Genomic DNA, 24,842 nt, shown 5'->3' with positions numbered 1-24,842 from the left:
TCGTGGCTTCCGGGGGGAGGCGACGCGGGGGCGTCATCGCGATCATCACGGCGGCGGTCGTCCTCGTCGGGGGCGGAGCCGCGGCGTTCGCATGGTTCCACCGTGCTCCCGCGGAGGCCGAGGCGAAGCCGACCCCGACGACGAGCCCCTCGCCGACCCCGCCGCCGCTGACCCCCGCGGAACAGCTCCTCGCGGACGCCGACGATCCGCTCGCGTGCGCCGTCACCTTCATGGGCGAGGGTGCCCCGGCCGACCCGCAGCTCCAGTCGCAGGCGGGCCTCTACCAGGCGCTTCCGATCCCGCTCGTGGACGGACGGGTGTTCGCCGGCTGGTACGCGAGCGCGGCGGAAGCGACCGCCCTCACGGTCGCCGCCCGGGTGAACGGCGCCGATCCGGTCGTGTGCGACGACCAGCAGATCGAGCTGTTCGCCGCGTGGAAGACCCCGGAGCAGAACGTCGCCGACGGCGTGCACGTGCCGATCCTCATGTACCACCAGTTCACCGAGAATCCGGACGGCGAGAAGGGCTGGCTGCGCGGGAACTACGCGTACATCGGCGACTTCGACGCCCAGATGAACCACATCGCCACCACCGGCTTCTACCTGCCGACGTGGGACGAGCTCAGCGCCTTCATCGACGGTCGGCTCTCGCTCCCCGCCCGCAGCGTGATCATCACGGACGACGACGCCGACCAGACCTGGTTCGATCTCGCGGCGCCGGTCGTGGCGAAGCACAAGCTCCTCTCGACGTCCTTCATGGTCACGGCCTACCGCTCCGACCCGCCTCCGTCGATGTACGTGCTTCGTCGCTCGCACACGCACGACATGCACCGCGCCGGCGACAACGGCGACGGACTGATGGTGAACTGGAGCGCCGACCAGATCGCCGCCGATCTGAACCTCTCGGGCGACACCCTGGGTGTGCGCGAGGTCATCGCCTATCCGTTCGGGCACTACAACGACACGGCGAAGCAGGGCGTCCGGCAGGCTGGCTATGAGATGGCGCGGACCATCGAGCCGGGCACGGTGCAGATCGGCACGGACAAGCTCGCACTACCCGTCGTGCGCATCGACTACGGCATGGGGCTGGACGCTCTGGTGTCGCGCATCGGCTGACCCGGGCGGAGACGGCAGGATGGTCGCATGCCCGCCTCCGTCTTCCTCGCCGGTCCCGCCTCCTGGAACCGGATCGTCGTGCTCGATCATCTGCCCGAGCCCGTGCCGCACATGCAGTTCGCGGAGGAGAGCTGGGAGACGGTCGGCGGGACCAGCGCCGGCAAGGCGCTCAGCCTGACCGGGCTGGGCAGGTCGACGCAGCTCTACGCCCTGGCGGGGACGGATGCCGAGGGCGACGCGGTGCGCGCAGCCCTGCAGACGGCCGGGGTCCCGGTGCACTGGGGTGCAGGTGTCACGGAGCGGCACCTGAACCTGATGACCCGTGCGGGCGCCCGGGTGTCGCTGTACCTCTCGACGCCGGAGGCGACCACCGGCGAGGACGACGCCTGGGTGCGGGGCGCGATGGCGGCGGCCGATGCGATCGTGCTCGACCTCGCGGCGGAGCCCCTGCGCCTCTTGCCGCTCGCCGGGGAGACCGGCACACCCCTCTGGGTGGACGTGCACGACTACGACGGAGCGGCCGCGTTCCACCGGCCGTTCCTGGAGGCCGCGGACGCGGTGTTCTGCAATGCGGACCGCCTCGGCGATCCGATCGCCTTCCTGCGCTCGCGCATCGCGGCCGGCGCGCGGCTCGCGGTGTGCACGCTCGGAGCGGACGGCGCCGTCGCGATCGACGAGACGGGCGCCGAGCACCGGGTGCGTGCCGTGCCCGTCGAGGTGGTCGACACCAACGGCGCGGGGGATGCCTTCCTCGCCGGGGTGCTGGATGCGCGGCTGCACGGCACCGATGTCGCGACCGCGCTCGAAGCCGGGGCCCGCACGGCCGCGACGGTCCTCGGCTCACGGCACCTGCATCCGCTGCTGGACGCGCGCTGACGAACCTCCGCTGCCGGCGCGCTCGTACCGGTGCGGACCTACGGATCAGCGGGCGAGAGGCTCGAGGAAGGCATCGGCGAGGCGGGTGACCTCCGCATGCATGTCCTCGGTCGAGATCGTCGGAGTGCCGTCCCCGGCCTGGGGGCCGTAGTCCCCGAAGGACGCGTGCGAGGCACCGTCGATCTCGACCATCTCGGCGTCTGCGGGCAGCTGGTCTCGCGCGTCGGCGATCTTCTCCGGTGTGGACAGGCCGTCGTCGCTGCCGGACAGGCTGAGCACGGGAAGACCGCTCTCCGAGAGATCGTTCGCGCAGTAGGACGCGAACAGCAGCAGCGCATCGGCGTCCTCCGCGAGCTGGCACGCGCGCACGCCGCCGAGCGAGTGCCCTCCCACGCCCCAGACGTCGATGTCGGGCGCGGCCGAGGTGAAGGCGTCGAGTCCGCGCGGGTCGAAGAACGCGAGGTTGAGCCACGGGCGGGTGATCACGACCGTGGTCCCGTCCTCCGCGAGTCCCTGGAGGATCGCGGCGTACGCCCACGGGTCGACCTTCGCGCCGGGGATGAACACCAGTCCGAGGTCGGATTCCCCATCGGCGGGAGCGAGCACGATGCCCTGCTCGGCGTCCGTCACCGTGATCGCCGGGTTCTCCCGCACGCTCGCGAGCGGCTCCGGCTCCGCGGCCATGACGCCGATCTGGGTGTAGGCCAGGGTGCCCCCGACCGCGAGGACGAGCACGATGGCGACAGCCCACAGCACCCGTCTCAGGATCCGGCCGCGACGCTTCTTCTGCACGGGGCAACGCTACTCGGTGATGCGGTCCTCGCGGACGACACCGGGATGCGTGCGCAGGTACTCCTCGAACGCCTCGTGCGTCGTGCGACGCGGCGTCCATCCGAACTCCTCCTTCAGACGCCGATTCGCGAGTACCGGGCGGTACCGGAGGAACGGGACCTTCTCCGGCCCGTGCGGTGTCAGGCGCAGCGTCCGTCCGATGCGCAGCGCGGTCGACAGCGCCCATGCCGGGAGGACGAGCTGCGGCTTGCCCAGCCGCGCGGCGATCTCCGGAACGGTCATGCGCCCGTCACCGGCGACGTTGTAGATGCCGGGAGGGCCTTCGGTCGCGGCACGCACCATCGCCGCCGCGACGTCGTCGACCCAGATGAAGACGAAGGGGGACTCGGAGCCGGCGATGCGGAGGATCCGCCTCCCGTCCCAGAGCGCGGTGATCTGGTTGCGCACGGTCGGGCCGAGGATCGTGCCGATGCGGAAGATCACCTGCTCGAGCTCCGGATGCGCGACGCGGTGTTCGGCGAGCATCTCCTCGACCAGGCGCTTGTGGCGGGAGTACGGGAACGCGTCGTTGCCGCGCAGGGGCTGCGTCTCGTCGATCCAGTCCGGGTTGTCGGCGTGGTACCCGTAGGCGGCGCCGGAGCTGGAGACCACGATCCGGCGGACACCCGCTTCGACGCACGCGGCCAGCACGTTCGCCGTACCGATCACGTCGACGCGGTACTCCTGCGCGACGTCGCGACCCGGGTTCACGATCGCCGCGAGGTGCACCACCGTGTCGATGCGGTGCTGCCGGAGCAGGGGCGCGATCGCCGCGGCATCCGTCACGTCGAGGAGCGCGCCGGTCACGCCGTCGCCGGACGTCTCGGCGCGGAGGTCGGCCGCGACCACGAGCTCGACGTCGGTGCGGGCGGCCAGCGCCTGCGCCACGTGCGAGCCGAGGAAGCCGGCGCCGCCCGTGATCAGGATCCGCGGCATCACGCGGCCTCGACCGTGGTGCGGCCGCTGGCGTCGCCGGTCGTCGATCCCGTGCGCCTCCGGGTGTGCCGTGCCCAGAGTCCGGCGAGGACGAGCCCGGCGATGATGTCCCAGATGCCCCACCATCCGGCGACGACGGCCATCCCGCCCAGCCCGTCGAAGAACAGGAACACCAGACCGAGCCCGAGCCCGGCGTTGCGGATGCCCACCTCGAAGGTCATGGCCTTGCGCTCCCGGGTGCCGAGGCCGCCGACGACGGCCGTGCCGTAGCCGAGGGCGAGGGCGACCGCGTCGTGCACCGCGACCACCAGGAGGATGATGCCGAGGACCTGCACGAACACCGCCCAGTTGCCGACCAGGGCGGCGATGATGAACCCGAGCAGCGCGAGGAGGCTGAACCATTTCACGAACGGCTGCACGCGGGCGCTGAACCCCGGGGCCTTCGCGCGCAGCAGGAGCCCGAGCGCGAACGGCAGGCCGACGATGAGCAGGATCTCGAGCAGCATCCGCCACGGGTCGACGGCGACGTCGCGCAGCAGCGTGCGCGCGGTCGGGTGCAGCGAGCCCCAGAACGTGATGCTGAGCGGCATCGCGAAGATGTAGATGAGGTTTCCCACCGCGGTGAGCGAGACGGACAGGGCGACGTTGCCGCCCGCGCGATGGGTGAGCACCTGCGAGATGTTGCCCGGCGGGCAGCAGGCGACCAGCAGCATCCCCAGCGCCATCGACGGCGGGACCGGCAGCACCAGTGTCAGCAGGAACGTCGCGATCGGCAGCAGGAGCAGCTGCGCGAGGATCGCGATGGCGAACGGCTTCGGATGCTTCGCCACGACCCGGAAGTCGCTCGGCGAGGTGTCCAGAGCGATGCCGAACATGATCAGCCCGAGCACCACGTTGAGGATCGTCAGGGTGCCGGGCGTGAACGAGAGGACGACGTCGTCGACGTTCATGCCGACGCCTCCAGCGCGCTCTTCTCGCGCCGCACCGCGCCGCGGTACGCGTCTTTGTTCACGTAGTACGCCATCCGGTCCAGGCCGAGGTAGTGGTAGCCGCCGCTCACGTCGGGCCAGGCCGTCCCCGTCACACGGTCGCGGAAGCGCGCGGCGCGGGGCGCGTCGTTCTCGGCGGCGTCCAGATACGCCGCGAGGAGCTCCGCCTGCTCGTACCGCCCCTGCCAGCCGATGCCGGACGCCTCGATCATGCCCATCACGTAGAGGCCGTTGAACGAGGCGGGGAACACGTTCAGGAACAGCCGGGGAGAGGCGCCCTGCCAGTGCAGGTGCTCCCGGTCGACGAACGGGTAGTCCAGGGTGTAGCCGGTGGCGAGGAGCACGAGGTCGTAGTCGTCGGCGCTGCCGTCGCGGAAGTGCACGGTCGATCCGTCGAAGCGGTCGATGTCGGGGCGGATGCGCAGGTCGCCCTGTCCGAGGTGGTTCAGGATCAGGGTGTTCACGATCGGGTGCGACTCGTAGATGCGGTAGTCGGGCTTCGGGAAGCCGAACCGCACGGGGTCGCCGGTGAACGCCCGCAGCACCCGGCTGTCGACCGCCTGCTTGATCCGCGCCGGCAGCGGACGGCCCTGGTTCAGGGTGTCGCTGGGCTTGCCGAACAGGTAGCGGGGCACGAAGTAGTACCCGCGGCGCACGCTCATGTCGACCGAGACGGCATGGTGCACGGCGTCCACCGCGATGTCGCAGCCGGAGTTGCCGGCGCCGATCAGGAGCACGCGCCTGCCGCGGAGCTGCTCGGGGGACTTGTAGGCGCTGGTGTGCAGGAGCTCGCCGGTGAACGAGCCCCGGAACGTCGGCACGTTCGGCTCGGCGAGCGTCCCGTTCGCGAGGACGATGCCGGCGTACCAGCGGGTCTCCTCGCCCTCGGGGCCGACGCCGGTGAGATCCCAGCCGCCGTCCCGCGGCTCGAGGCGCGTGACCCTCGTGTCGAACCGGAACAGCGCGGTCAGTCCGAAGCGGTCGGCGTACTCCGCGAAGTACTCCCGCAGCACCCGGTGTCCGGGATAGTCGACCCGCGACCTCATCGGGAACTCGGCGAACTCGGTCGTCGTGCGCGACGAGATCAGGTGCGCCGACTCGTACATGGTGCTGCGCGGATTGGTGATGTCCCAGAGCCCGCCCACTCCGTGCGAGGCCTCGTAGCCGTCGACGACGATCCCGCGCTTGTGCAGCGCACGCGCCGCAGCCAACCCGGACGGACCCGCGCCGATCACGGCGTATCTGCTCATACTGCTCCCCGCACGTCGCTGTGCTCGAAAAACGCCCCCGCCCACCGATCGTATCGGGTGAGCGGGGGCGTCGACGTGTGCCGGATCAGGCGGTCCCGAGGTGCTGTCGCCGAGCCGCGACGGCCTCCCGGATCAGCGGGAACAGCGGATGCTCGGGGTCGAGCCCCGTCGCCCGGGCCGTGAACGCGGTCGGATCCTCCGCGCGGAGCAGCTGCTGCAGCTCGACCGACTGCTCGTCGGCCGGGTCGTCGAACTCGAGCGCCGCCGAGACTGCCGCGACGAGGGCCGCGGTGGGCAGTCCGCGCTCCGCCGCCATCGCGGCCGGGCCGATGAAGCGCTCGTGCCGCGAGATCTTGCGCAGCGGCTGACGTCCGACCCGCTGCACCGTGTCGACGAGAGCGGGGTTGCGGAACCGGTCCAGGATCGTGGCGCGGTACACCGCGAGGTCCGCCGGGTCCAGGCCGTGCTCGGCGACCAGCACCGCCGAGGTCTCCTCCAGCGCCGCGGACACGCTCGCCGCGATGCCCGGGTCCGCCAGCGCGTCCGAGATGCGTTCGATGCCCGCCCGGGCCCCGAAGTATGCGGTCGCGGCATGCCCCGTGTTCACCGTGAAGAGCTTGCGCTCGATGTAGGGCGCCAGGTCGTCGACGAAGTGCGCGCCGGGGATGTTCGGCAGGGCGCCACCGAACGGGCCGGACTCGATCGCCCATTCGAAGTAGGGCTCGACGGTGACGTCGACCCCCGCCCCCTCCGGTTGCGCGGGCACGATGCGGTCGACCGCGGTGTTGGCGAAGACCGCGCGGGCGAGCAGCTGCTCGGCATCCGCTCCCGCCGCCGCGACGATCTCGCGGCGCAGCTGATCGGTGGCGCCGATCGCGTTCTCGCACGCCATCACCTGGAGAGGCGCGGCGTCGGGGGAGCGGAGCGCGAGTCCGGCGACGATCGACGGCGCGACGAACCGCAGCACGGTCGGCCCGACGGCGGTGGTGACGACGTCCGCGGACGCGACCTCCTCCGCCACCGCCGCAGGGTCGGTCCGGCTGTTCACCGCCCGGAAGCCGGTGACGACGTGATCGGTCCCTCCGGGGCCGGCCTCGTGCACGGTGTACGAGTCGACCGCGTTGATCGCGTCGACCAGCGCATCCGCGACATCGGAGAACACCAGCTCGTACCCGCCCTGGCGCAGCAGCAGGCCGACGAACCCTCGTCCGATGTTGCCCGCCCCGAAGTGGACCGCCTTCATCCTTCGTTCACCTCCGAAAGGAGGGCGTAGAGCTCCTCCGGGGTCTGCGCCGCCGCGAGCCGCGCCACGTCGTCCTCCTCCGAGAACAGGATGGCGATGCGGGAGAGGATCTCCAGGTGCTCGTCGCCGACGCCGGCGATGCCGATCACGAACGTGGCCGGTTCTCCCGCCCAGTCGACGCCGCCGTCGTAGCGGACGACCGAGAGGGCCGAGGCGAGGATCGTGTCCTTCGCGTCGTTCGTGCCGTGCGGGATCGCCAGGCCGTTGCCCATGAAGGTCGACACCGTCTCCTCGCGCTGACGCATGGCGTCGACGTAGGCGGGGGTGACCGCTCCCGCCGCGACGAGGATGTCCGTCGCCTCCTGGAGGGCGTCATCCCGCGTCGCACCTCCGGGGTGGATGCGGACCTGCTCGGGGGAGAGAACGCTCATTCTGTTTCCTTTCGCTGCGCTCGGACCATCTCGACGACCTCTTCGTACTTGGGCGAGTTCATGAAGTTGTCGACGGACACGTGGATCGAGTTCGGCGACTTCGAGGTCGCGCGCTCGGTGAGCTGCTGCTGCGTGATCACGACGTCGGCCGTTCCGTCGAGGTTCGCGATCGCCTGGTTGGTGACGTTCACGTCCTCGATGCCCGCCTTCTTGAGCTTGTTGCGCAGCACGCTGGCGCCCATCGCGGACGATCCCATTCCGGCATCGCACGCGAACACGATGCGCTCGATCGGCGTGGTGGCGATGGCCGTCGTGGCCGGTGCCGAGCCTTCCGGAGCGGCGCCCGCCGTCGACGTGCGCAGCGCGTCCATCGCGGCGGAGGACTTGCCCTTGTTGGCCTCGGTCTGCGCGATCGCGGCGCCGAACGTGTCACCCTCGGCCTCGAGGTCGCGCTTGTGGGAGGCCCGCAGGAACACGGCCGTCAGCAGGAACGTCACGGCAGCGGCCAGCACGACCGACAGGTACACGACGAGGAGGTTGCCGAGCCCGCCCGCCGCCGGTGCCACCGCCGCGGCGGTGACCGCGATGATGCTTCCCGGGGCGGCGGGGAAGGCGAGGCCGCCGTTGAGCAGCATGTTCGTCGTGACACCCGTGGCACCACCCGCGATGAGCGCGAGGATGGTGATCGGCTTGCTCAGCGCGTACGGGAAGTAGATCTCGTGGATGCCGCCGAAGAACTGGATGATCGCGGCGCCCGGCGCGGACGCCTTCGCGGCACCGACGCCGAAGAAGCTGAACGCGAGCAGCAGACCGATTCCGGGGCCGGGGTTCGCCTCGATGAGGAACAGGATCGACTTGCCGGCCTCCTCGACCTGCTGGAGACCCAGGGGAGTGAACACACCGTGGTTGATGGCGTTGTTGAGGAACAGGACCTTCGCCGGCTCGACGATGACCGAGAGCAGCGGCAGCAGCTGGTAGCTCACGAGCCAGTCCACGATCGTGCCGAGGAACGTGCTCACCGCGAGCATCACCGGGCCGAACACGAAGAACCCGACGATCGCGAGCAGCATGCCGAGGATGCCGGCGGAGAAGTTGTTCACCAGCATCTCGAAGCCGGGGCGGATCTTCCCGTCCCACAGCCTGTCCATCTGCTTGGTGATCCAGGCCGCGAGCGGGCCCATGATCATGGCGCCGAGGAACATCGGGATGTTGGTGCCGACGATCACGCCCATCGTGGCGATGACGGCGACCACGCCGCCGCGCTCGCCGTAGATCATGCGTCCGCCGGTGTTGGCGATCAACAGCGGCAGCAGGTAGGTGACCATCGGCCCGACCAGACCGACGTACTGCGGGAAGGTGCCGCCGTCCTCGGCCTCGGCGAGGGCCGTCATGGCTCCCTGCCAGCCGACCACGTCGGCGTTGCCGAAGCCGCCGAGGAGGTCGGCGACCGGATGCCACCATCCCAGCCAGCCGACCGCGATGAACAGCATCGTGATGAAGCCCCAGGCGATGAAGGCTGCGATGTTCGGCATGATCATGCCGGAGAGGAACGTGCCGAATCGCTGCACGCCCACGCGGAGACCGCCGGGTTTCGTGGCGGCAGGTGACGTCGTCGTCATGATGTCGTCTCTTTCTTGTGAGGGGGGAGGTCCGCGGCGAGTGCCGCCACGGCGGTGCGGGCGGATGCCGCGCCGTCTGCGGCGAGGGCGACCTCGGCGAGACGTCGGGCACCGTCCAGGGTGTGTGCGGAGAGGGTGTGCCGCACGTCGGCCAGGGCCGAGGGCGCCATCGAGAGGCTCGTCGCTCCGAGGCCGACGAGCACGACCGCGAGCAGCGGATCGGCCGCGGCCTCGCCGCAGATGCCGACCGGCTTGTCCAGACGTGCGCCGGCATCGCCGACCTCGCGCACCAGGCGGAGGACGGCGGGGTGCCAGGGGTCCTGGAACCCGGCGACGGAGCCGAGCATGCGGTCGGCCGCCATCGTGTACTGGGTGAGGTCGTTGGTGCCGATCGAGGCGAAGTCCGCGTGCGCGAGCACCCGGTCCGCGAGCAGGGCGCTCGCGGGGATCTCCACCATCACGCCGGCCGTCTTCAGTCCGTACTCCCGGGCGAGGGTCGTGAAGTACACGGTCTCCTCGACCGTGGCCACCATCGGCGCCATCACCCAGAGATCGGCCTCGGTCTCGGCATCCGCCTCCGCGAGCGCGGTGAGCTGCTCGCGCAGGATGTCCTCGCTCGCCCGCAGGGCACGGAGGCCGCGGAGCCCGAGCGCCGGGTTCTCCTCGTGCGCGTCGTTGAGGAACGCCAGCGGCTTGTCGGCACCGGCGTCCAGCAGTCGCACCACGACCTTCTTGCCCGGGAAGGCGGCCAGCAGCTCCCGGTAGGACTCGCGCTGCTGGGCGATGGTCGGCGCCTGGGCCGAGGAGAGGAACAGGAACTCGGTGCGGAACAGCCCGACGCCCTCGGCCCCCCGAGCGACCGCATCGGCGGCGTCTGCAGGCTTTCCCAGATTCGCGAGCAGCGCGACAGGCGTGCCGTCGGCGAGGGCGCCGGGAGTCAGGGGAGCGCTGTCCGCAGACCGGCGGGCGGCGGCGCGCTCGGTGGCGCGGGCCTTCTCGTCGTCGGTCGGCTCGCGCGTGACCACGCCCGCGGCAGCGTCGACGATCACGGTCTCGCCGGTGGCGAGCGCGCCTCCGTCGGTGACCCCGACGATCGCGACGATCCCCTTCTCCCTGGCGAGGATCGCGGTGTGCGAGGTGGGCCCGCCGTCGGTCGTGATGAGCGCGAGGACCTGATCCAGATCGAGCAGGGCGGTGTCGGCGGGAGCGAGGTCCCGCGCCACCAGGACGAAGGGATGCCCGGGATCGGGGACGCCGGGTGCGTCGACCCCGCGGAGGTGCGCGAGCACACGCTGAGCGATGTCGTCGAGGTCGGCGGCGCGCTCGCCGAGGTAGCCGCCGACGGCCTCGAGCGTGGCCCGGAAGCCGGCGAACGCGTCGTGCACGGCCCATTCGGCGGTCGCGCCGGCGTCGATCCGGGTGTCGACCTCGTCCTGCAGGGTCGGGTCCTCGGCGATCATGGCCTGCGCCTCGAGCACCTCCTGCGCCGATCCGCCCGCCGCTGCGCCGCGCTCGTTCAGTTCGCGTGCGACGATCTCGACGGCCGAGCGCACGCGGGTGCGCTCGGCTTCGGCGCCTGCCGTGCTCGGGGTGTTCTCCGGCGCGGGCATCGCCTCGGCCATGCGGACGATCGGCCCCTGTGCGACACCGAGACCGATCCCCACCCCGCGCAGCTCGCTCATCCGGCGGCGTCCTGATCGTGGTCGGTGGTGAGCAGCTCGGTGAGCGTGTCCAGCACGTTCTCCGCGCCGTCGCCGTCCGCCGTGAGCGTCACGTAGTCGCCGTACTCGATCGCGAGCGCGATGACGCCGAGGATGCTGGCCGCGTTGACCGGCTTGCCCGAGTCCTTGGCGATCGTGACGGCGATGCCGGAGTCCTTCGCCGCCTGCGCGAACAGCTTCGCGGGGCGGGCGTGCAATCCGTGCGAGGAGCCGATCCGGACGGTGCGGGTGGCGGTCATGATGTTCCTTTCGGGGTGTCGCCGGCGGCGGCGAGGATCGATCGGGCGAAGTCGAGCGTGCGAGATCCGTCACGGTCGGCGAAGACGTCGTCCGGCAGCACCGCGACGGGCGCGCCCGCGCTGCTGCGGATGGCGTCCAGGCGGTCGCTCAGGTGGGGGCCGACGAGGACGAGGTCGTGATCGGCGTCGGAGACGGAGGTCTCCATGCCGGCCGCCGCGTCCCAGTCGAGACCGGCCGCTGCCGCCGCACGGCGGAGTCGTTGCGCGACGAACGTGCTCGACGCACCGGCGCCGCACACCACGAGGATCCTCATCGATGCCACCTTCCTGAGAACAGTCTGTGAACGGAGGGACCTCGTCCGCCAACACGTTCCTTTCCGCCCCCGCGGAACGGTGCTTTCCGCCTGAGCATCGCGGCATGCTGACATGATGGAGAGCACGTCGAGACAGCGCGGTCAGCACGCGGGGAAGTCGGAGGGATCATGTCGCGCCAGCGCCAGGACCAGCTCCTCTCGACCCTGCTGCGCCAGGAGGGGTGGGCGACGGCGTCGAGCCTCGCCGACCTGCTGGGAGTCACTCCGCGCAGCATCCGCTCCTACGTGGCCGCCCTGAACGCGCGCACACCGGGGGCCGCGGTGATCGAGTCCGGACCGGCCGGATACCGCGCGGGACCCGGTGCCCGCGGCGCGCTCCGCATGCGTCAGTCGGGGGAATCGGCGCCCCGCGATCGCCTGCACGCTCTCGTGCGGCTGCTGCTGGACGAGCCGGCCGGGATCGATGTCTTCGACACCGCCGATGAGTTGCACGTCAGCGAGGCGACGGTGGAAGCCGACCTGGTGCGGGTGCGGGGGCTGCTCGACGGCACCGATCTCGCGCTCGAGCGCGACCGGGAGAACGTGCGCCTGCGCGGCAACGAGGCGGCGCAGCGGCGCCTGCTCAGCCGTCTGGCGCACGATGAGATGGACGTCGCCTCCTTCCACCCGGAGACCTTCCGCCGCGCGCTCTCCGGCTCCGCCGTCGCCGCCAGCGCGGTCGGTCCGTTCAAGTCGGCGCTGGTGCGGGAGCTCGGCGAACTCGGCTACTACGTCAACGAACTGGCGATCGCGGACGTGCTGCTCCATATCGCCATCGCGGCGGAGCGGGTCGCGGCCGGACACGCGCTCGACTCCTCGCCTGCCGGCGCCCGCGAGGAGATCCCGCGCGTGGGGGCGGTCATCGCGCACCTGGCCGAGGAGCACTTCTCGGTCGTCCTCGGCGACGGTGACAGCGGGCACCTCGCCTCCTTGGTGCTGACCCGCATCGTCGCGCCCGGCGAGGCCGCCACCCGCGAGGTCGCGCGCAGCGGCGTGGATCCGGCGGTCGAGGCGGCGGTGCGTGCGGAGATCGCCCGGGCCGCCGAGGACTTCCAGGTCGACCTCGTCGACGAGACGTTCGTGCTCCGGCTCGCGCTGCACGTGCAGAACCTGCTGCGCCGGGCGGAGGAGAGCGCGCTGACGCGCAACCCGCTCACCCGTTCGCTCAAGACGACCTACCCGATGATCTTCGAGGTGGCCGTCTCGATCGCGAGCGGTCTGCACGATCGGGTGGGCACGCCCATCCACGACGACGAGATCGCCTACATCGCCATGCACGTGGGCGGGCGCCTGGAGCGCAGCCGCAAGGCCGAGTCGATCCTCACCGCCACGATCGTCTGCCCCGGCTACCACGAGCTGCACGAGCTGCTCCGCTCCAGCGTCGACCGCTCCCTGGGGTCGGCCATCGAGGTCACGACCGTCGTCACGAACGTCGACCCCGACTGGGCGTCCTTCGACACCGATCTCGTGCTGAGCACGATCGAGCCGGGCGGTGCGGGCGACCGGTTCGTGCGCATCCAGCCGTTCCTCACCGACGCCGACGTCGACCGGATCCAGCAGGCGGCGGCGCGCGTCCGCCGGGGACGCCGGCTCACCCGTCTCCGCGGCGAGCTGGCGCGCTACTTCCTGGCGGACGCGTACGTCTTCCCGCTCCCGGACGAGGGGGAGGAGGCGATCATCCGCCGGCTCGGCGGGCTCCTGGTGCAGGCGGGCCTGATCGGCGAGGACTACATCGACAACACCATCGTGCGCGAGCAGATGTCGTCGACGGCGTTCACCGACGCCCTCGCGGTGCCGCACGCCCTCCAGATGACGGCCACCCGCACCGCGATCGCGATCGGCGTGGCCGACGGGTCGGCCGCGTGGGGCGGCGGGCGCGTGCAGGTCGTCGCCCTCGCCGCGTTCAGCGAGAGCGACCGCGCGGCGTTCCAGACCGTCTTCGAGCAGCTCGTCGAGGTGTTCAGCGAGCGCGACAGCGTGCAGCGGATCGTCCGCAGGGGAACAACCTTCGAGGCGTTCCTCGACGAGCTGGTCGCCGTGATCGACGGCTGACCGCCGACCTCACTCGCGCGGGTCGAGCACCTCGGCGAGCTGGTCGAGGACGGCCTCCGACGTGTCGGAGGCCGCCGTCTCGAGCACCACCGCGTCGCCGGAGGCGATCCCGAGATCCATCACCGCCAGCACGCTGCTCAGGTCGACCGTCGTGCCGTCGACCGTGCGCAGGGTCACCGGGGACCCGTGCGACTGCGCCAGGCGCACCAGCTCCGCCACCGGGCGGGCATGGGCGCCGTTGTGCGCGCTGACGACGACGCGACGGACCGGCATGATCAGGAGCGCTCGTCGAGCAGGGCACGCACCCCGGCCTCGAGCTCCGCCACCGCGGTCCGCGCGTCTGCGGCGGATTCGGCCCGTGCGTCGATGTACACCTTGAGCTTCGGCTCGGTGCCGCTCGGGCGCACGATCACGCGGGAGCCGTCGCCGAGCCGGTACCGGAGCACGTCGCCGGACGGCTGTCCCGGTGCCGCCTGCAGCAGATCCTCCGCCGAGGCGATCGAGCGCCCCGCGATGTGCGTCGGCGGCAGCGAGCGCAGCGCCAGCATGACGTTGCCGATGACCGAGAGGTCTTCGACGCGCACCGACACCTGGCCGCTGGCGAAGTGCCCGTATGTCTCGCCCAGCTCGTCGAGCAGGTCCACGAGCGTCGCTCCGCGGTCGCGGGCCTCGGCGGCGAGGCCGAGGATCGCGACGGCGGCCGAGACGCCGTCCTTGTCGCGGACGGTCCCCGGGTTGACGAGGTAGCCGAGGGCCTCCTCGAAGCCGAAGACGATCCCGGGAGCACGCGAGATCCACTTGAAGCCGGTGAGGGTCTCGTGGAAGTCCAGCCCGTGATGGGCCGCCACGGCGCCCAGGCCGGGGGAGGACACGAGCGAGCACGCGAGCGAGGCGCCGGGGGTTCCGGCGGCCGCGCGGGCGGCCCGCGCTCCGAGCAGGAGGCCGACCTCGTTGCCGGTCAGGCGGCGCCAGCCCTCCGGCGCGGATGCGTCCGGGACGGCGACGGCCAGGCGGTCCGCATCGGGGTCGTTGGCCAGGATGAAGTCGGCCTTCACCCGGCGGGCCTTGGCGAAGGAGAGATCCATCGCCCCCGGCTCCTCCGGGTTCGGGAACGACACCGTGCGGAAGGTGGCATCCGGGGTGAGCTGCTCGTCGACGACGAACGGCTGCGGGTAGCCGGCATCCCGGACGATGCGCGAGAGCGTCTCCCAGCCCACGCCGTGCATGGCCGTGTAGACCCATCGCATGCCCGAGGTCCCGGCGGGGGCGGGAGCGACGGCGGCGGTCGCGGCGATGTACGCCTCGACGACGTCCTCACCCGCGGTCTCGTAGTCCGTGGAGCGGGGCAGCGTCGCGACCGATCCGGCATCGGCCGTGCGCTGGATATGCGCCGCGATCTCGGCGTCCGCCGGAGCGACGATCTGCGAGCCCTGGTCGGCACCGCCCAGATAGACCTTGTAGCCGTTGTCGTTGGGCGGGTTGTGACTCGCGGTCACCATCACGCCTGCGTCGGCGCCGAGGTGGCGCACGGCGAACGCGAGGACGGGGGTGGGCAGCAGTCGGGGCAGCAGGATCGCGCGCAGACCGGCGCCGGCGAAGAGCTCGGCGGAGTCCGTCGCGAACACCCGCGAGTTGCGGCGTCCGTCGTAGCCGATCACGACCGTGGGCGTCCCGCCGTGCGCCTTCTCGCGCAGGTAGGCGGCGAAGCCCGCGGCGGCCTGGGCGACGAGCACGCGGTTCATCCGGTTGCTGCCGGCACCGAGCTCGCCGCGGAGTCCGGCGGTGCCGAAGGCGAGTCGCGTGCGGAAGCGGTCGTCGAGCTCGGCGACCGCGGCATCCTCCCCGGCGGCCGCGCGGGTGATCAGGCCGGCCAGCTCATCGCGGGTCTCGTGATCCGGGTCCTGTCGCAGCCAGGCGCGTGCCTGCGCGAGCCGCTCCTCGCTCACAGCGCCTCGACCACCCGGGCCAGGAGCGCGGAGATCACCGGCTCGGCCTCCCGTCCGGCTTCGATCACCTCGGCGTGGCTGAGCGGGGTCTGCTGGATGCCGGCGGCGAGGTTCGTGATCAGCGAGAAGCCGAGGATCTCCATGCCCGCCTCACGGGCGGCGATCGCCTCGAGCGCAGTCGACATGCCGACGATGTGACCGCCGATGTGCTTGGCCATCTGCACCTCCGCCGGGGTCTCGTAGTGCGGGCCGCGGAACTGCGTGTAGACGCCCTCGTCGAGCGAGGGGTCGATGCTGCGGGCGATGTCGCGCAGGCGCTTCGCGTACAGGTCGGTGAGGTCGATGAAGGTCGCGCCCTCGAGCGGGGAGTCGGCGGTGAGGTTGATGTGGTCGCTGATCAGGACCGGCTGGCCGGGCTTCCAGGTCTCGCGGATGCCGCCGGCACCGTTGGTGAGCACCATGATCTTGGCGCCCGTGGCCGCCGCGGTGCGGACGCTGTGCACGACGCGACGCACGCCGTGGTCCTCGTAGTAGTGGGTGCGCGCGCCGATGACGAGGACGTTCTTGCCGTCGGGGGTGCGGATGCTGCGGAGCGTGCCGACGTGGCCCTCGAGAGCGGGCTTGGAGAAGCCGGTCACCTCGGTGGCGGGGACGGTCGCGACGGTCTCGCCGATGATGTCGGCCGCCTTGCCCCAGCCGCTGCCGAGGGTGAGGGCGATGTCGTGCTTCTCGACTCCGGTCAGACGTGCGATGTCGGCGGCGGCCTGCGCGGCGACCTCGAACGGGTTCGCGGTCGGGTCGTCGAGGGGGTTGCTGTGCGTTTCGGGCATGGATCCACTCTAGGAAGGTGCAGGCTCGGGGGCCAGGATTGGGGAAGAATGGATTCCATGTCTTCCACCACTTTCGAGCGCACTCAGCGCGTCGCCGTCCTCGGCGGCGGTCCCGGCGGTTACGAGGCGGCCCTCGCGGCCGCTCAGCTCGGGGCCGAGGTCACCCTGGTCGAGCGGGTGGGAGTCGGCGGATCCGCCGTCCTCACCGACGTGGTGCCCTCCAAGAGCCTGATCGCCACCGCCGACGCCGCGGTCGCGATCTCCGAGGCGAGCGACCTCGGGGTGAACTTCTACGCCAAGGGGGAGAACGGCAAACCGCTCAAGCCCGAGATCGCGATCAACCTCGCCGCCGTCAACAAGCGTCTCCTGGCGCTCGCCGGGCAGCAGTCCGAGGACATGCGGGCGACGCTCCTCGAGGCCGGGGTGCGCATCCTCTCCGGACACGGGCGGCTCGAGGGTCCGACCGCGATCGTCGTGTCCACGGGCCAGGGCGGCACGGACTTCGACCGGGTCGAGGCCGACACGATCATCGTGGCCGTCGGCGCCTCGCCGCGCGAGCTCGACTCCGCCAAGCCCGACGGCAAGCGCATCCTGACCTGGACGCAGCTCTACGACATGAAGGCGCTCCCCGAGCACCTCATCGTGGTCGGCTCCGGAGTCACCGGCGCCGAGTTCGCCTCCGCCTACATGAACCTCGGAGCGAAGGTCACGCTCATCTCCAGCCGCGAGCAGGTGCTGCCGGGCGAGGACAAGGATGCCGCCGGCGTCCTGGAGAAGGTGTTCAAGCGCGGCGGGATGCAGGTGCTCTCGAAGTCCCGCGCCGACAAGGTCGAGGTCACGAAGGACGGCGTGACCGTCACGCTCTCCGACGGGCGCACGGTCGACGGCAGCCACTGCCTGATGGCGGTCGGCTCGATCCCGAACACCGCGGGGATCGGCCTCGAGGAGGCCGGCGTCGAGCTGGACGACTCGGGTCACGTGCGCGTGAACCGCGTCGCACGCACCGCGGTACCGAACATCTACGCGGTCGGCGACTGCACGAACTTCTTCCCGCTGGCATCCGTCGCCTCCATGCAGGGGCGCACCGCGGTGTTCCACGCGCTCGGCGACATCGTGATCCCGCTGGAGCTCATCAAGATCACGTCCAACATCTTCACCGCCCCCGAGATCGCGACGGTCGGGTACGGCGAGAAGGATGTCGAGGACGGCGTGGCCGACGGTCTCGTCTACAAGCTCCCGCTGGCGGCGAACCCGCGGGCGAAGATGATGGGCATCAAGGACGGCTTCGTCAAGCTCATCGCGCGCAAGGGCTCCGGCACCGTCATCGGCGGTGTGATCGTGGCGCCGAAGGCCTCGGAGCTGATCTACCCGATCGCGGTCGCGGTCGAGCGCCGGCTCACGGTCGACCAGGTCTCGCGCGTGTTCGCGGCCTACCCGTCGCTGTCGAGCAGTATCACCGATGCGAGTCGCGCGATGCACCTCGTGAACATCTCCTGACCTCAGGAGTGATGCGAAAGGCGCCCCACCTCGGTGGGGCGCCTTTCGTGTTTGCGGGGGAGCGTCAGCTGATGGTGAGCAGCTGGTGCCCGGCCGACACGGTGGCTCCGGCGCTCGCGTTGATGTTGCCGATCACGCCGTCCTTGTGCGCCTGCAGCGGCTGCTCCATCTTCATGGCCTCGAGCACGACGACGAGGTCGCCCTTGACGACCTGCTGCCCGTCCTCGACCGCGATCTTGACGACGGTCGCCTGCATGGGCGACTTCACCGCATCGCCGGAGGCGCCGGCGTTGGCGGTGGTGGCGTGGCTGCGACGCGACGGCGGCACGGCGGCGGGGCGCCCAGCGGTGCCGGCGGCGACCGCGACCCGGTCGGGCAGGCTCACCTCGAGGCGCTTGCCGGAGACCTCGACGACGACGGTGTGGCGCGAGTCGGCGGACGACGGTGCTTCCAGCTCGCCGTCCCACGCGGGGATGTCGTTGACGAACTCCGTCTCGATCCAGCGCGTGAAGATGCCGAACTCACCGTTCTCGGCCGTGAATGCGGGGTCGCGGACGACCTTGCGGTGGAACGGGATGACGGTGGGGAGACCGGCGACCTCGAACTCGTCGAGCGCGCGGCGCGAGCGCTCCAGCGCCTCGGCACGGTCCTTGCCGGTCACGATGATCTTCGCGAGCAGCGAGTCGAACGCGCCGGAGACCGCGTCACCGGCGGTCACGCCGGAGTCGAGGCGGATGCCGGGGCCGCCGAAGGTCTTGAAGACGTGGATGGGCCCGGGCTGGGGGAGGAAGCCGCGGCCGGGGTCCTCGCCGTTGATGCGGAACTCGATCGAGTGCCCCTGCGGCTTCGGGTCGTCGTAGTCGATGGTGCCGCCCGCGGCGATGCGGAACTGCTCGCGCACCAGGTCGATGCCGGTGACCTCTTCGGAGACCGGGTGCTCGACCTGGAGACGGGTGTTCACCTCGAGGAACGAGACCGTGCCGTCGGCGCCGATCAGGAACTCGCAGGTGCCCGCGCCGACGTAGCCGACCTCCTTGAGGATGGCCTTGGACGCCGAGTACAGCTGGTCGTTCTGCTCCTCCGTGAGGAAGGGCGCCGGCGCCTCCTCGACGAGCTTCTGGTGTCGGCGCTGCAGCGAGCAGTCGCGCGTGGAGATCACCACGACGTTGCCCTCGGCGTCCGCCAGGCACTGGGTCTCGACGTGACGCGGCTTGTCCAGGTACTTCTCGACGAAGCACTCGCCGCGGCCGAAGGCGGTGACCGCCTCGCGCGTGGCGGACTCGAAGAGCTCGGCGACCTCGTCGAGCTCACGGGCGACCTTGAGGCCGCGACCGCCGCCGCCGTAGGCCGCCTTGATGGCGATGGGCAGGCCGTACTCCTGCGCGAAGGCGATGACCTCGTCCGCTCCGGAGACCGGGCCGGGCGTTCCGGGAGCGAGCGGGGCGCCGACCTTCTCGGCCACGTGACGCGCGGTCACCTTGTCGCCGAGGGCCTCGATCGCCTCGGGCGACGGGCCGATCCAGATCATCCCGGCGTCGATGACGGCGCGGGCGAACTCGGCGTTCTCCGCGAGGAAGCCGTATCCGGGGTGCACGGCGTCGGCACCGGCGCGACGGGCGACCGACAGGATCTTCTCGATCTGCAGGTACGTCTCGGCGCTGGTCGAGCCGCCGAGCGCGTACGCCTCGTCGGCGAGACGCGAGTGCAGGGCGTCGCGGTCCTGGTCGGCGTAGACCGCGACCGAGGCGATTCCGGAGTCACGGGCGGCGCGGATGATGCGGACGGCGATCTCGCCGCGGTTGGCGATGAGCACCTTGGCGATAGCAGGCATGCTTGCCAGCCTAGCGAGAAGGGACTCGATCCCTTTGACGACTCCCCACAAGAAAGAGGCGAAAACGTGGAGGGGAGTCTACGACCACAGGTCCGTCCAGCGGACGCCGAGCTCCGCCGCCAGGCGCCGCACGGTCGACAGCGACATCCCGACGACCGTCGAGGGATCGCCGTCGACGCGGGTGATGAAGGCGCCGCCCAGGCTGTCGACGGTGAAGGCCCCCGCCACGTGCAGCGGCTCCCCGGAGGCGACGTAGGCGGCGATCTCGTCGTCGGACACGTCCGCGGCGAAGGTGACGGCGGCCTCCGCGACGGCGGTCGCCTCGACGGGCTCTTCGCCGGGCGCGACCCGATACACGGAGTGCCCGGAGTGCAGGATGCCGGTGGCGCCCCGCATCTCCTGCCAGCGCCGCGTGGCCTCCTCCGGCGTGTAGGGCTTGCCGTAGACCCGCCCGCCGAGCGCGAACATCGAGTCTCCGCCGATGACGAGTCCGTCGAACTCGCCGGCGTCGGCCAGCTGCTGTGCGACGGCCGCGGCCTTCGCCCGGGCGAGCAGCAGCACCAGCTCGGCGGGGGCGAGCGGTGCACCGCGCTCCGCCTCGGCGGCCGCGGCGACCGCGTCCTCGTCCACGTCGGGCGACAGCGTCAGCGGCTCGATCCCGGCCTGCCGGAGCAGCATCAGTCGAGCGGGGGAGGTGGAGGCGAGGCAGACGCGCATGTCCACCACCGTATCCTCGAAGGATGACTTCCTCCCCAGCCGACGTGCTCGAGCTCGACATCACCGGCATCGCACACGGGGGCACGTTCATCGCCCGCCACGAGGGACGCGTGGTCTTCGTCTCCGATGCGATCCCCGGTGAGCGCGTGCGCGCCCGGGTGATCGCCCCGCAGGAGGGGGCGGACGCGTCGACGCGCAGCTTCTGGCGAGCCGAGACGATCGAGGTGCTGGACGCCTCGGAGCACCGGCGACCGCACCTGTGGCCCGAGGCCGATGTGTCGCGCGATCCCGCCGAGCGCCCGGGCGGTGCCGACCTCGGGCACATCGCGCTCGACCACCAGCGGGTGCTCAAGCGCCAGGTGCTGGCCGAGGCGCTCGACCGGTTCGCGGGCACGGGTCTCGTCGCGCCGGAGATCGAGCCCGTCGAGTCCGGAGACGGCAGCGGATGGCGCACCCGCGTCACGCTGCACGTCGACGACGCGGGTGTCGTCGGGCCGTTCGCGGCCCGCAGCCACCGTGTCGTCCCGGTGACCTCATATCCGCTCGCCCGACCCGCGATCGCCGAGGCCGCGCTCGCCCTGCACGGAGAGGCGCCCGGTCGGATCGAGCTCGTGGAGCCCGCCGCCGGCGAGGTGCGCGTCATCCGGCGCGAGGAGACGGAGCGCCCGGCCCGGGTCGCCCGCGGCTTCCGCCGCCGCCCGACCCCCGAGGTCATCCACGAGGTCGTCAACGACCGCCGCTTCGAGGTGGACGCCACCGGATTCTGGCAGGTGCACCCGCGTGCGGCCTCTGTGCTGGACGCCGCGGTGTACGGCATCCTCGACGGGCACGTCGACGACGAGAAGACGCACTACGACCTCTACGGCGGCGTCGGGCTCTTCGCTGCGACCCTCGCCGACCTCGGCGGCACCGACATCGTGACGGTGGAGTCGAGCGCCCGCGCCACCCAGCACGCCGCCGCGAACCTCGCCCCGCTCGAGGTGACGGCGGTGACCGCCCGTGTCGACCGGTTCCTGGCCGCGCAGAAGAGCACCGGTCGCACCGGTGCCGTGATCCTCGACCCGCCGCGTGCCGGTGCGGGCCGCCAGGTGGTCGAGGCGGTGCACGCGCTCGCTCCCGAGGCGATCGCCTACGTCGCGTGCGATCCGGTGGCACTCGCGCGCGACCTCGGCACCTTCCGGACACTGGGCTGGAACGTGGACCGGCTCCGTGGATTCGACCTCTTCCCGCACTCGCATCATTTCGAGGTCGTCGCACTGCTCACCCGATGAGCCGGCCGCGTGTCGCCGAGGGGACTCACTAGGCTGGACGGATGAGCAGGGTCGCACTCATCGACGATCACGAGTCCGTTCGCCTCGGCCTCGAGGCCGCGTGCGCGCGCGACTCGCAGACGGTCGTGTTCTCCGGGAGCACCGTCGTCTCATACCTCGAGTGGCGTGCGGCATCCGCCGAGCCGCCGGCCGACGTGGTGGTCCTCGACCTCACGCTGGGCGACGGCACCACCGTGACGGAGAACGTGACGTCGCTGGTGACGGATGGCGCGAGCGTCGTCATCCACAGCGTCGCCGACCGTCCCGCGGCCGTCCGGGAGGCGCTGTCGGCCGGTGCGGCCGGAGTCGTCAGCAAGTCGTCCGCCCTCGACGACGTGCTGGACGCGATCCGGACCGTCGCGCAGGGAGAGGCGCTCAACAACGTCGAATGGGCGAGTGCCGTCGACGGCGACCGCGCCTTCGCCGACGCGCAGCTGTCCACACGTGAGCGCGAGGTGCTCCGGCTGTACGCCACGGGCCTGCCCCTGAAGGCCGTCGCCGAGCGGCTCGGCGTCGCCTACTCCACGGCCAAGGAGAACATCACCCGCATCCGCGTCAAGTACGTCGACGTCGGACGCCCCGCCCCGACCAAGGTCGACCTCCTGCGCCGAGCCATGGAGGACGGGATCGTCGCGGCCGACGGGGCGCCGAGTGCCCTCTGACCCGCTCAGCATCCGCGACGCCTGGAGCAAGATCCCTTCTCCCGGCAGCACGGAGACCGAGTTCGAGCGCTTCACCGGCAAGCGCATGGAGCGCATCCTCGCCATCGTCGTCGCGATCGGATCCGCGGTCCTCGGCGCACAGGCGCTCATCGCGGCGCTGAACTCGCTCTCTCGCGCCGACGCCGTGCACATCGTGATGCTCGTCGTGGTGTTCGTCCCGCTCGCGGCCATGCTGGTGGCGTGTCTGATCGGGCGCGGCGTGCGCACGTTCTCCGGTCTCTTCGCCGTGGTCTACGTGCTCGCGCTCGCGGCCTGGCCGATCGTCGCCGATCCCGCCGACAAGGCGGCCGGCGAGCAGCCCTGGATCTTCTTCCTGGTCAACGTGGGCGTCGTCGCGGCGATGCTCGCGTTCCCGCTGCGGCTCCAGTTCGCCTGGGCGGCCGGGATGCCGTTCGTCTACGGCTACGTGCGCCTCGTGCAGGGGGAGTTCTCCCGCGAGTTCTGGGTGACCACGGCTTTCGACGTGTCGTTCACCCTCATCCTCGGCGTCGTCATCATCTCCCTCGGCTGGATGTTCCGCTCCGTCGCCGCCGGTGTGGACGAGGCCAGGGGACAGGCGGTCTCGTCGTACTCGACGGCCGCCGCGGCCGCCGCGGCCGAGGAGGAGCGGGTGGCCATGTCGGCGCTGATGCACGACAGCGTGCTCGCGGCGCTGATCGCCGCCGAGCGTGCCGAGGGCGACCGGGCGAAGGAGCTCGCCGTCGCGATGGCGCGGGAGGCGCTCACCCGTCTCGCGAACACCGAGGCCGCGGTCGCCCAGGAGGGCAGCGACGAGCCGGTCGGGACCGCGCAGATCGTGGTCGAGCTGCGCCGATCGCTGTCGGAGCTCGGCGCGGACGCCATCGTGGAGGAGCGCGGGGGCATCGGACTCATCCCTGGACGCGCGGCCCGGGCGCTGGTGCTCGCCGCACGACAGGCGATCGGCAACGCCGTGACCCACGCCAACGGCCGCGGGCTGCACATCATCGCCGAGGGGCACGGTGACGAGGGCATCGGCGTGACCGTGTCCGACACCGGGCCCGGCTTCGACATCGAGGCGATCGGGGCGGATCGCCTCGGCATCCGCGCGTCGATCTTCGCGCGCATGGCGGGCGTCGCCGGCACGGCCGACATCCGTTCCGACGAGCACGGCACCACCGTCGCGCTGGGATGGGAGCGCTCGTGAACCGCACGGTCCGCAGTGTCGCCACCTCCCTCGCGGTGGGATTCGCGCTGTACTTCGTCGCGCGTGGCGTCTGGTGGATCGAGCAGCCGACCGCCCCGCTGCTGATGGTCCTCGCGATCGCGACCTACCTCGTCGTGATCAATCTCGCGATCCTCGGCGACTCGTCGTCCGTGCGGATGCCGCTCTGGTCGGCCGTCCTCGCACTGCTCGCGAGCATCCTCGTCCCGGTCCTGGTCACGCTCTCCCTCGAACCCGCCGATCGCACCGCTCCGTTCGCGACCTGGTACATCGGCGGGCTCGGACTGCTCGGCGTGGTGTGCGTGGTCCGGCGTCGGTCCCTGTTCGGCTGGCTGGTGCTCGCCGTGCTCGTGGGGGCGTCCGCGGCTTTCCTGGGGTTCGGGGTGGCGCTCAACCTCGGCCTGGTCGGTTCGATCATGTGGGTCGCCGTCGCGCGACTCCTGGTGATGTTCTGGGACCGTGCCGTCCGCGACACCGAGCGTCTCGCCGAGATCCAGCAGGCGGTGTCCGCCTGGCACGCCACGCAGCGGGTGCGTCAGCGGGAACGGCGTCTGCGCACCCAGTTCGCGCTGGCCGTGGCCGGTCCGGTGCTGAGCCGGGTCGTGGCCTCACGCGGTGCGCTCGACGATCAGGAGCGTCTGGAGGCCCGTCTCGCAGAGGGTCGGCTCCGCGACGAGCTGCGCGGTGCGGATCTGCTCAACGACGCGGTGCGCAACGCGATCGACGCCGCACGCCGACGAGGCGCCGTCGTCACCGTGTTCGACGAGGGCGGCTTCGACGGCATCGACGAGGCGCGTCGGGGCGAGATCCGGGATGAGCTCGCGGGCGTGCTCACGCGTGCCGAGAGCGGACGACTGATCATCCGGTCCGCGCGGGACGGCGGCATCGCGGTCACGGTGGTCGGCCGTGCGGGCACCCGCGCGTCGGGGGACGACGACTCGGTCGATCTCTGGCACGAGATCACGCGGGACCGGATGGCGGACTGACGTCGACGCCAGCCTCGCGCGCTCGTCCTCAGCCCCGGTCGGGGGAGGGCGACCGGAGTCGAGGATGCTGAGAGTGGGCGAGGGGCGGCGAATCCGCCTGCCCCTCGCCATGCGGACAGTTACCCGAAAACCATCCGCTGGTGGCCGATCAGCGTCTGTCTACCC

At 71.4% G+C, this 24,842-nt stretch carries 23 protein-coding genes; 8 read left to right on the top strand and 15 right to left on the bottom strand.

Annotated elements, in window-relative coordinates; translation table 11 throughout:
• Positions 1 to 2 precede the first annotated feature (2 nt).
• Entirely contained in the window at positions 3 to 1,115 is a 1,113-nt protein-coding gene (locus MME74_RS11990; protein ID WP_267415250.1) for a polysaccharide deacetylase family protein, read from the top strand.
• Between the two features lie 27 nt (positions 1,116 to 1,142).
• A complete protein-coding gene (locus tag MME74_RS11985; protein ID WP_267415249.1) occupies positions 1,143 to 1,991 on the top strand; it encodes a carbohydrate kinase family protein in 849 nt (282 codons plus the stop codon).
• A 45-nt stretch (positions 1,992 to 2,036) separates the two neighbouring features.
• On the opposite strand, the gene MME74_RS11980 is transcribed toward MME74_RS11985, so the two are convergent.
• The 10 genes from MME74_RS11980 to MME74_RS11935 all read right to left on the bottom strand — a co-directional run bounded on the left by MME74_RS11980 (position 2,037) and on the right by MME74_RS11935 (position 11,564).
• On the bottom strand, positions 2,037 to 2,783 hold the full coding sequence (locus tag MME74_RS11980) for an alpha/beta hydrolase (RefSeq protein ID WP_267415248.1): 747 nt from the start codon (positions 2,781 to 2,783) through the stop codon (positions 2,037 to 2,039).
• A gap of 9 nt (positions 2,784 to 2,792) precedes the next feature.
• On the bottom strand, positions 2,793 to 3,758 hold the full coding sequence (locus MME74_RS11975) for an SDR family oxidoreductase (RefSeq protein WP_267415247.1): 966 nt from the start codon (positions 3,756 to 3,758) through the stop codon (positions 2,793 to 2,795).
• The gene (locus MME74_RS11970; protein ID WP_267415246.1) at positions 3,758 to 4,708 is read right to left on the bottom strand and encodes a bile acid:sodium symporter family protein; all 951 of its coding nucleotides are present in this window, start codon (positions 4,706 to 4,708) and stop codon (positions 3,758 to 3,760) included. The genes MME74_RS11975 and MME74_RS11970 overlap by 1 nt, the downstream gene beginning before the upstream one ends.
• Positions 4,705 to 5,997, bottom strand: a complete 1,293-nt coding sequence (locus MME74_RS11965; RefSeq protein WP_267415245.1) for a flavin-containing monooxygenase — start codon at positions 5,995 to 5,997, stop codon at positions 4,705 to 4,707. The genes MME74_RS11970 and MME74_RS11965 overlap by 4 nt, the downstream gene beginning before the upstream one ends.
• Positions 5,998 to 6,082: 85 nt before the next feature.
• The gene (locus tag MME74_RS11960; protein ID WP_267415244.1) at positions 6,083 to 7,240 is read right to left on the bottom strand and encodes a mannitol-1-phosphate 5-dehydrogenase; all 1,158 of its coding nucleotides are present in this window, start codon (positions 7,238 to 7,240) and stop codon (positions 6,083 to 6,085) included.
• Positions 7,237 to 7,671 carry a PTS sugar transporter subunit IIA gene (locus MME74_RS11955; protein WP_267415243.1) on the bottom strand — a complete coding sequence of 145 codons (435 nt, stop codon included), beginning with the start codon at positions 7,669 to 7,671 and terminating at the stop codon, positions 7,237 to 7,239. The genes MME74_RS11960 and MME74_RS11955 overlap by 4 nt, the downstream gene beginning before the upstream one ends.
• On the bottom strand, positions 7,668 to 9,290 hold the full coding sequence (locus MME74_RS11950; RefSeq protein WP_267415241.1) for a PTS mannitol transporter subunit IICB: 1,623 nt from the start codon (positions 9,288 to 9,290) through the stop codon (positions 7,668 to 7,670). Before MME74_RS11950 ends, MME74_RS11955 begins: the two co-directional genes overlap by 4 nt.
• Positions 9,287 to 10,972 carry a phosphoenolpyruvate--protein phosphotransferase gene (gene ptsP, locus MME74_RS11945; RefSeq protein WP_267415240.1) on the bottom strand — a complete coding sequence of 562 codons (1,686 nt, stop codon included), beginning with the start codon at positions 10,970 to 10,972 and terminating at the stop codon, positions 9,287 to 9,289. The genes MME74_RS11950 and ptsP overlap by 4 nt, the downstream gene beginning before the upstream one ends.
• Positions 10,969 to 11,250, bottom strand: a complete 282-nt coding sequence (locus MME74_RS11940) for an HPr family phosphocarrier protein (protein ID WP_267415239.1) — start codon at positions 11,248 to 11,250, stop codon at positions 10,969 to 10,971. The genes ptsP and MME74_RS11940 overlap by 4 nt, the downstream gene beginning before the upstream one ends.
• On the bottom strand, positions 11,247 to 11,564 hold the full coding sequence (locus tag MME74_RS11935) for a PTS sugar transporter subunit IIB (RefSeq protein WP_267415238.1): 318 nt from the start codon (positions 11,562 to 11,564) through the stop codon (positions 11,247 to 11,249). The genes MME74_RS11940 and MME74_RS11935 overlap by 4 nt, the downstream gene beginning before the upstream one ends.
• A 168-nt stretch (positions 11,565 to 11,732) precedes the next feature.
• Here MME74_RS11935 and MME74_RS11930 point away from each other — a divergent pair, with 168 nt between their 5' ends.
• Entirely contained in the window at positions 11,733 to 13,655 is a 1,923-nt protein-coding gene (locus MME74_RS11930) for a BglG family transcription antiterminator (protein WP_267415237.1), read from the top strand.
• A gap of 9 nt (positions 13,656 to 13,664) precedes the next feature.
• On the opposite strand, the gene MME74_RS11925 is transcribed toward MME74_RS11930, so the two are convergent.
• Genes MME74_RS11925 through MME74_RS11915 form a run of 3 tightly spaced genes read right to left on the bottom strand, consistent with a single transcriptional unit; the run spans position 13,665 to position 16,431 of the window.
• On the bottom strand, positions 13,665 to 13,928 hold the full coding sequence (locus MME74_RS11925; protein ID WP_267415236.1) for an HPr family phosphocarrier protein: 264 nt from the start codon (positions 13,926 to 13,928) through the stop codon (positions 13,665 to 13,667).
• A 2-nt stretch (positions 13,929 to 13,930) separates the two neighbouring features.
• Positions 13,931 to 15,601 carry a phospho-sugar mutase gene (locus MME74_RS11920; protein WP_267415235.1) on the bottom strand — a complete coding sequence of 557 codons (1,671 nt, stop codon included), beginning with the start codon at positions 15,599 to 15,601 and terminating at the stop codon, positions 13,931 to 13,933.
• Positions 15,598 to 16,431 (bottom strand): purine-nucleoside phosphorylase, encoded by an 834-nt coding sequence (locus tag MME74_RS11915; protein WP_267415234.1) that lies wholly within the window; start codon positions 16,429 to 16,431, stop codon positions 15,598 to 15,600. Before MME74_RS11915 ends, MME74_RS11920 begins: the two co-directional genes overlap by 4 nt.
• Positions 16,432 to 16,479: 48 nt before the next feature.
• Here MME74_RS11915 and MME74_RS11910 point away from each other — a divergent pair, with 48 nt between their 5' ends.
• Entirely contained in the window at positions 16,480 to 17,928 is a 1,449-nt protein-coding gene (locus MME74_RS11910; protein ID WP_267415233.1) for an NAD(P)H-quinone dehydrogenase, read from the top strand.
• A 64-nt stretch (positions 17,929 to 17,992) separates the two neighbouring features.
• Here MME74_RS11910 and MME74_RS11905 read toward each other — a convergent pair whose 3' ends face one another.
• Together MME74_RS11905 and MME74_RS11900 are read right to left on the bottom strand one after the other, a co-directional pair.
• Positions 17,993 to 19,759: an acetyl/propionyl/methylcrotonyl-CoA carboxylase subunit alpha gene (locus tag MME74_RS11905; protein WP_267415232.1), complete on the bottom strand. Its 1,767-nt coding sequence runs from the start codon at positions 19,757 to 19,759 to the stop codon at positions 17,993 to 17,995.
• Between the two features lie 78 nt (positions 19,760 to 19,837).
• Entirely contained in the window at positions 19,838 to 20,476 is a 639-nt protein-coding gene (locus MME74_RS11900) for a Maf family protein (RefSeq protein WP_267418577.1), read from the bottom strand.
• Between the two features lie 23 nt (positions 20,477 to 20,499).
• On the opposite strand from MME74_RS11900, the gene MME74_RS11895 reads away from it, so the two are divergent.
• The 4 genes from MME74_RS11895 to MME74_RS11880 are packed head-to-tail and all read left to right on the top strand — an operon-like array spanning position 20,500 to position 24,677.
• The gene (locus tag MME74_RS11895) at positions 20,500 to 21,747 is read left to right on the top strand and encodes a class I SAM-dependent RNA methyltransferase (protein WP_267415230.1); all 1,248 of its coding nucleotides are present in this window, start codon (positions 20,500 to 20,502) and stop codon (positions 21,745 to 21,747) included.
• 41 nt (positions 21,748 to 21,788) lie between these two features.
• Positions 21,789 to 22,448 (top strand): response regulator transcription factor, encoded by a 660-nt coding sequence (locus tag MME74_RS11890; RefSeq protein WP_267415229.1) that lies wholly within the window; start codon positions 21,789 to 21,791, stop codon positions 22,446 to 22,448.
• Positions 22,438 to 23,673, top strand: coding sequence for an ATP-binding protein (locus MME74_RS11885; protein ID WP_267415228.1), 1,236 nt, complete (start codon positions 22,438 to 22,440; stop codon positions 23,671 to 23,673). The genes MME74_RS11890 and MME74_RS11885 overlap by 11 nt, the downstream gene beginning before the upstream one ends.
• Positions 23,670 to 24,677, top strand: a complete 1,008-nt coding sequence (locus MME74_RS11880) for a hypothetical protein (RefSeq protein ID WP_267415227.1) — start codon at positions 23,670 to 23,672, stop codon at positions 24,675 to 24,677. The genes MME74_RS11885 and MME74_RS11880 overlap by 4 nt, the downstream gene beginning before the upstream one ends.
• Positions 24,678 to 24,842: the final 165 nt, after the last annotated feature.

This window comes from Microbacterium oxydans, from assembly GCF_026559675.1.
Lineage (GTDB): Bacteria > Actinomycetota > Actinomycetes > Actinomycetales > Microbacteriaceae > Microbacterium > Microbacterium oxydans_D.
This window is presented reverse-complemented; position numbering and strand designations above follow the sequence as displayed.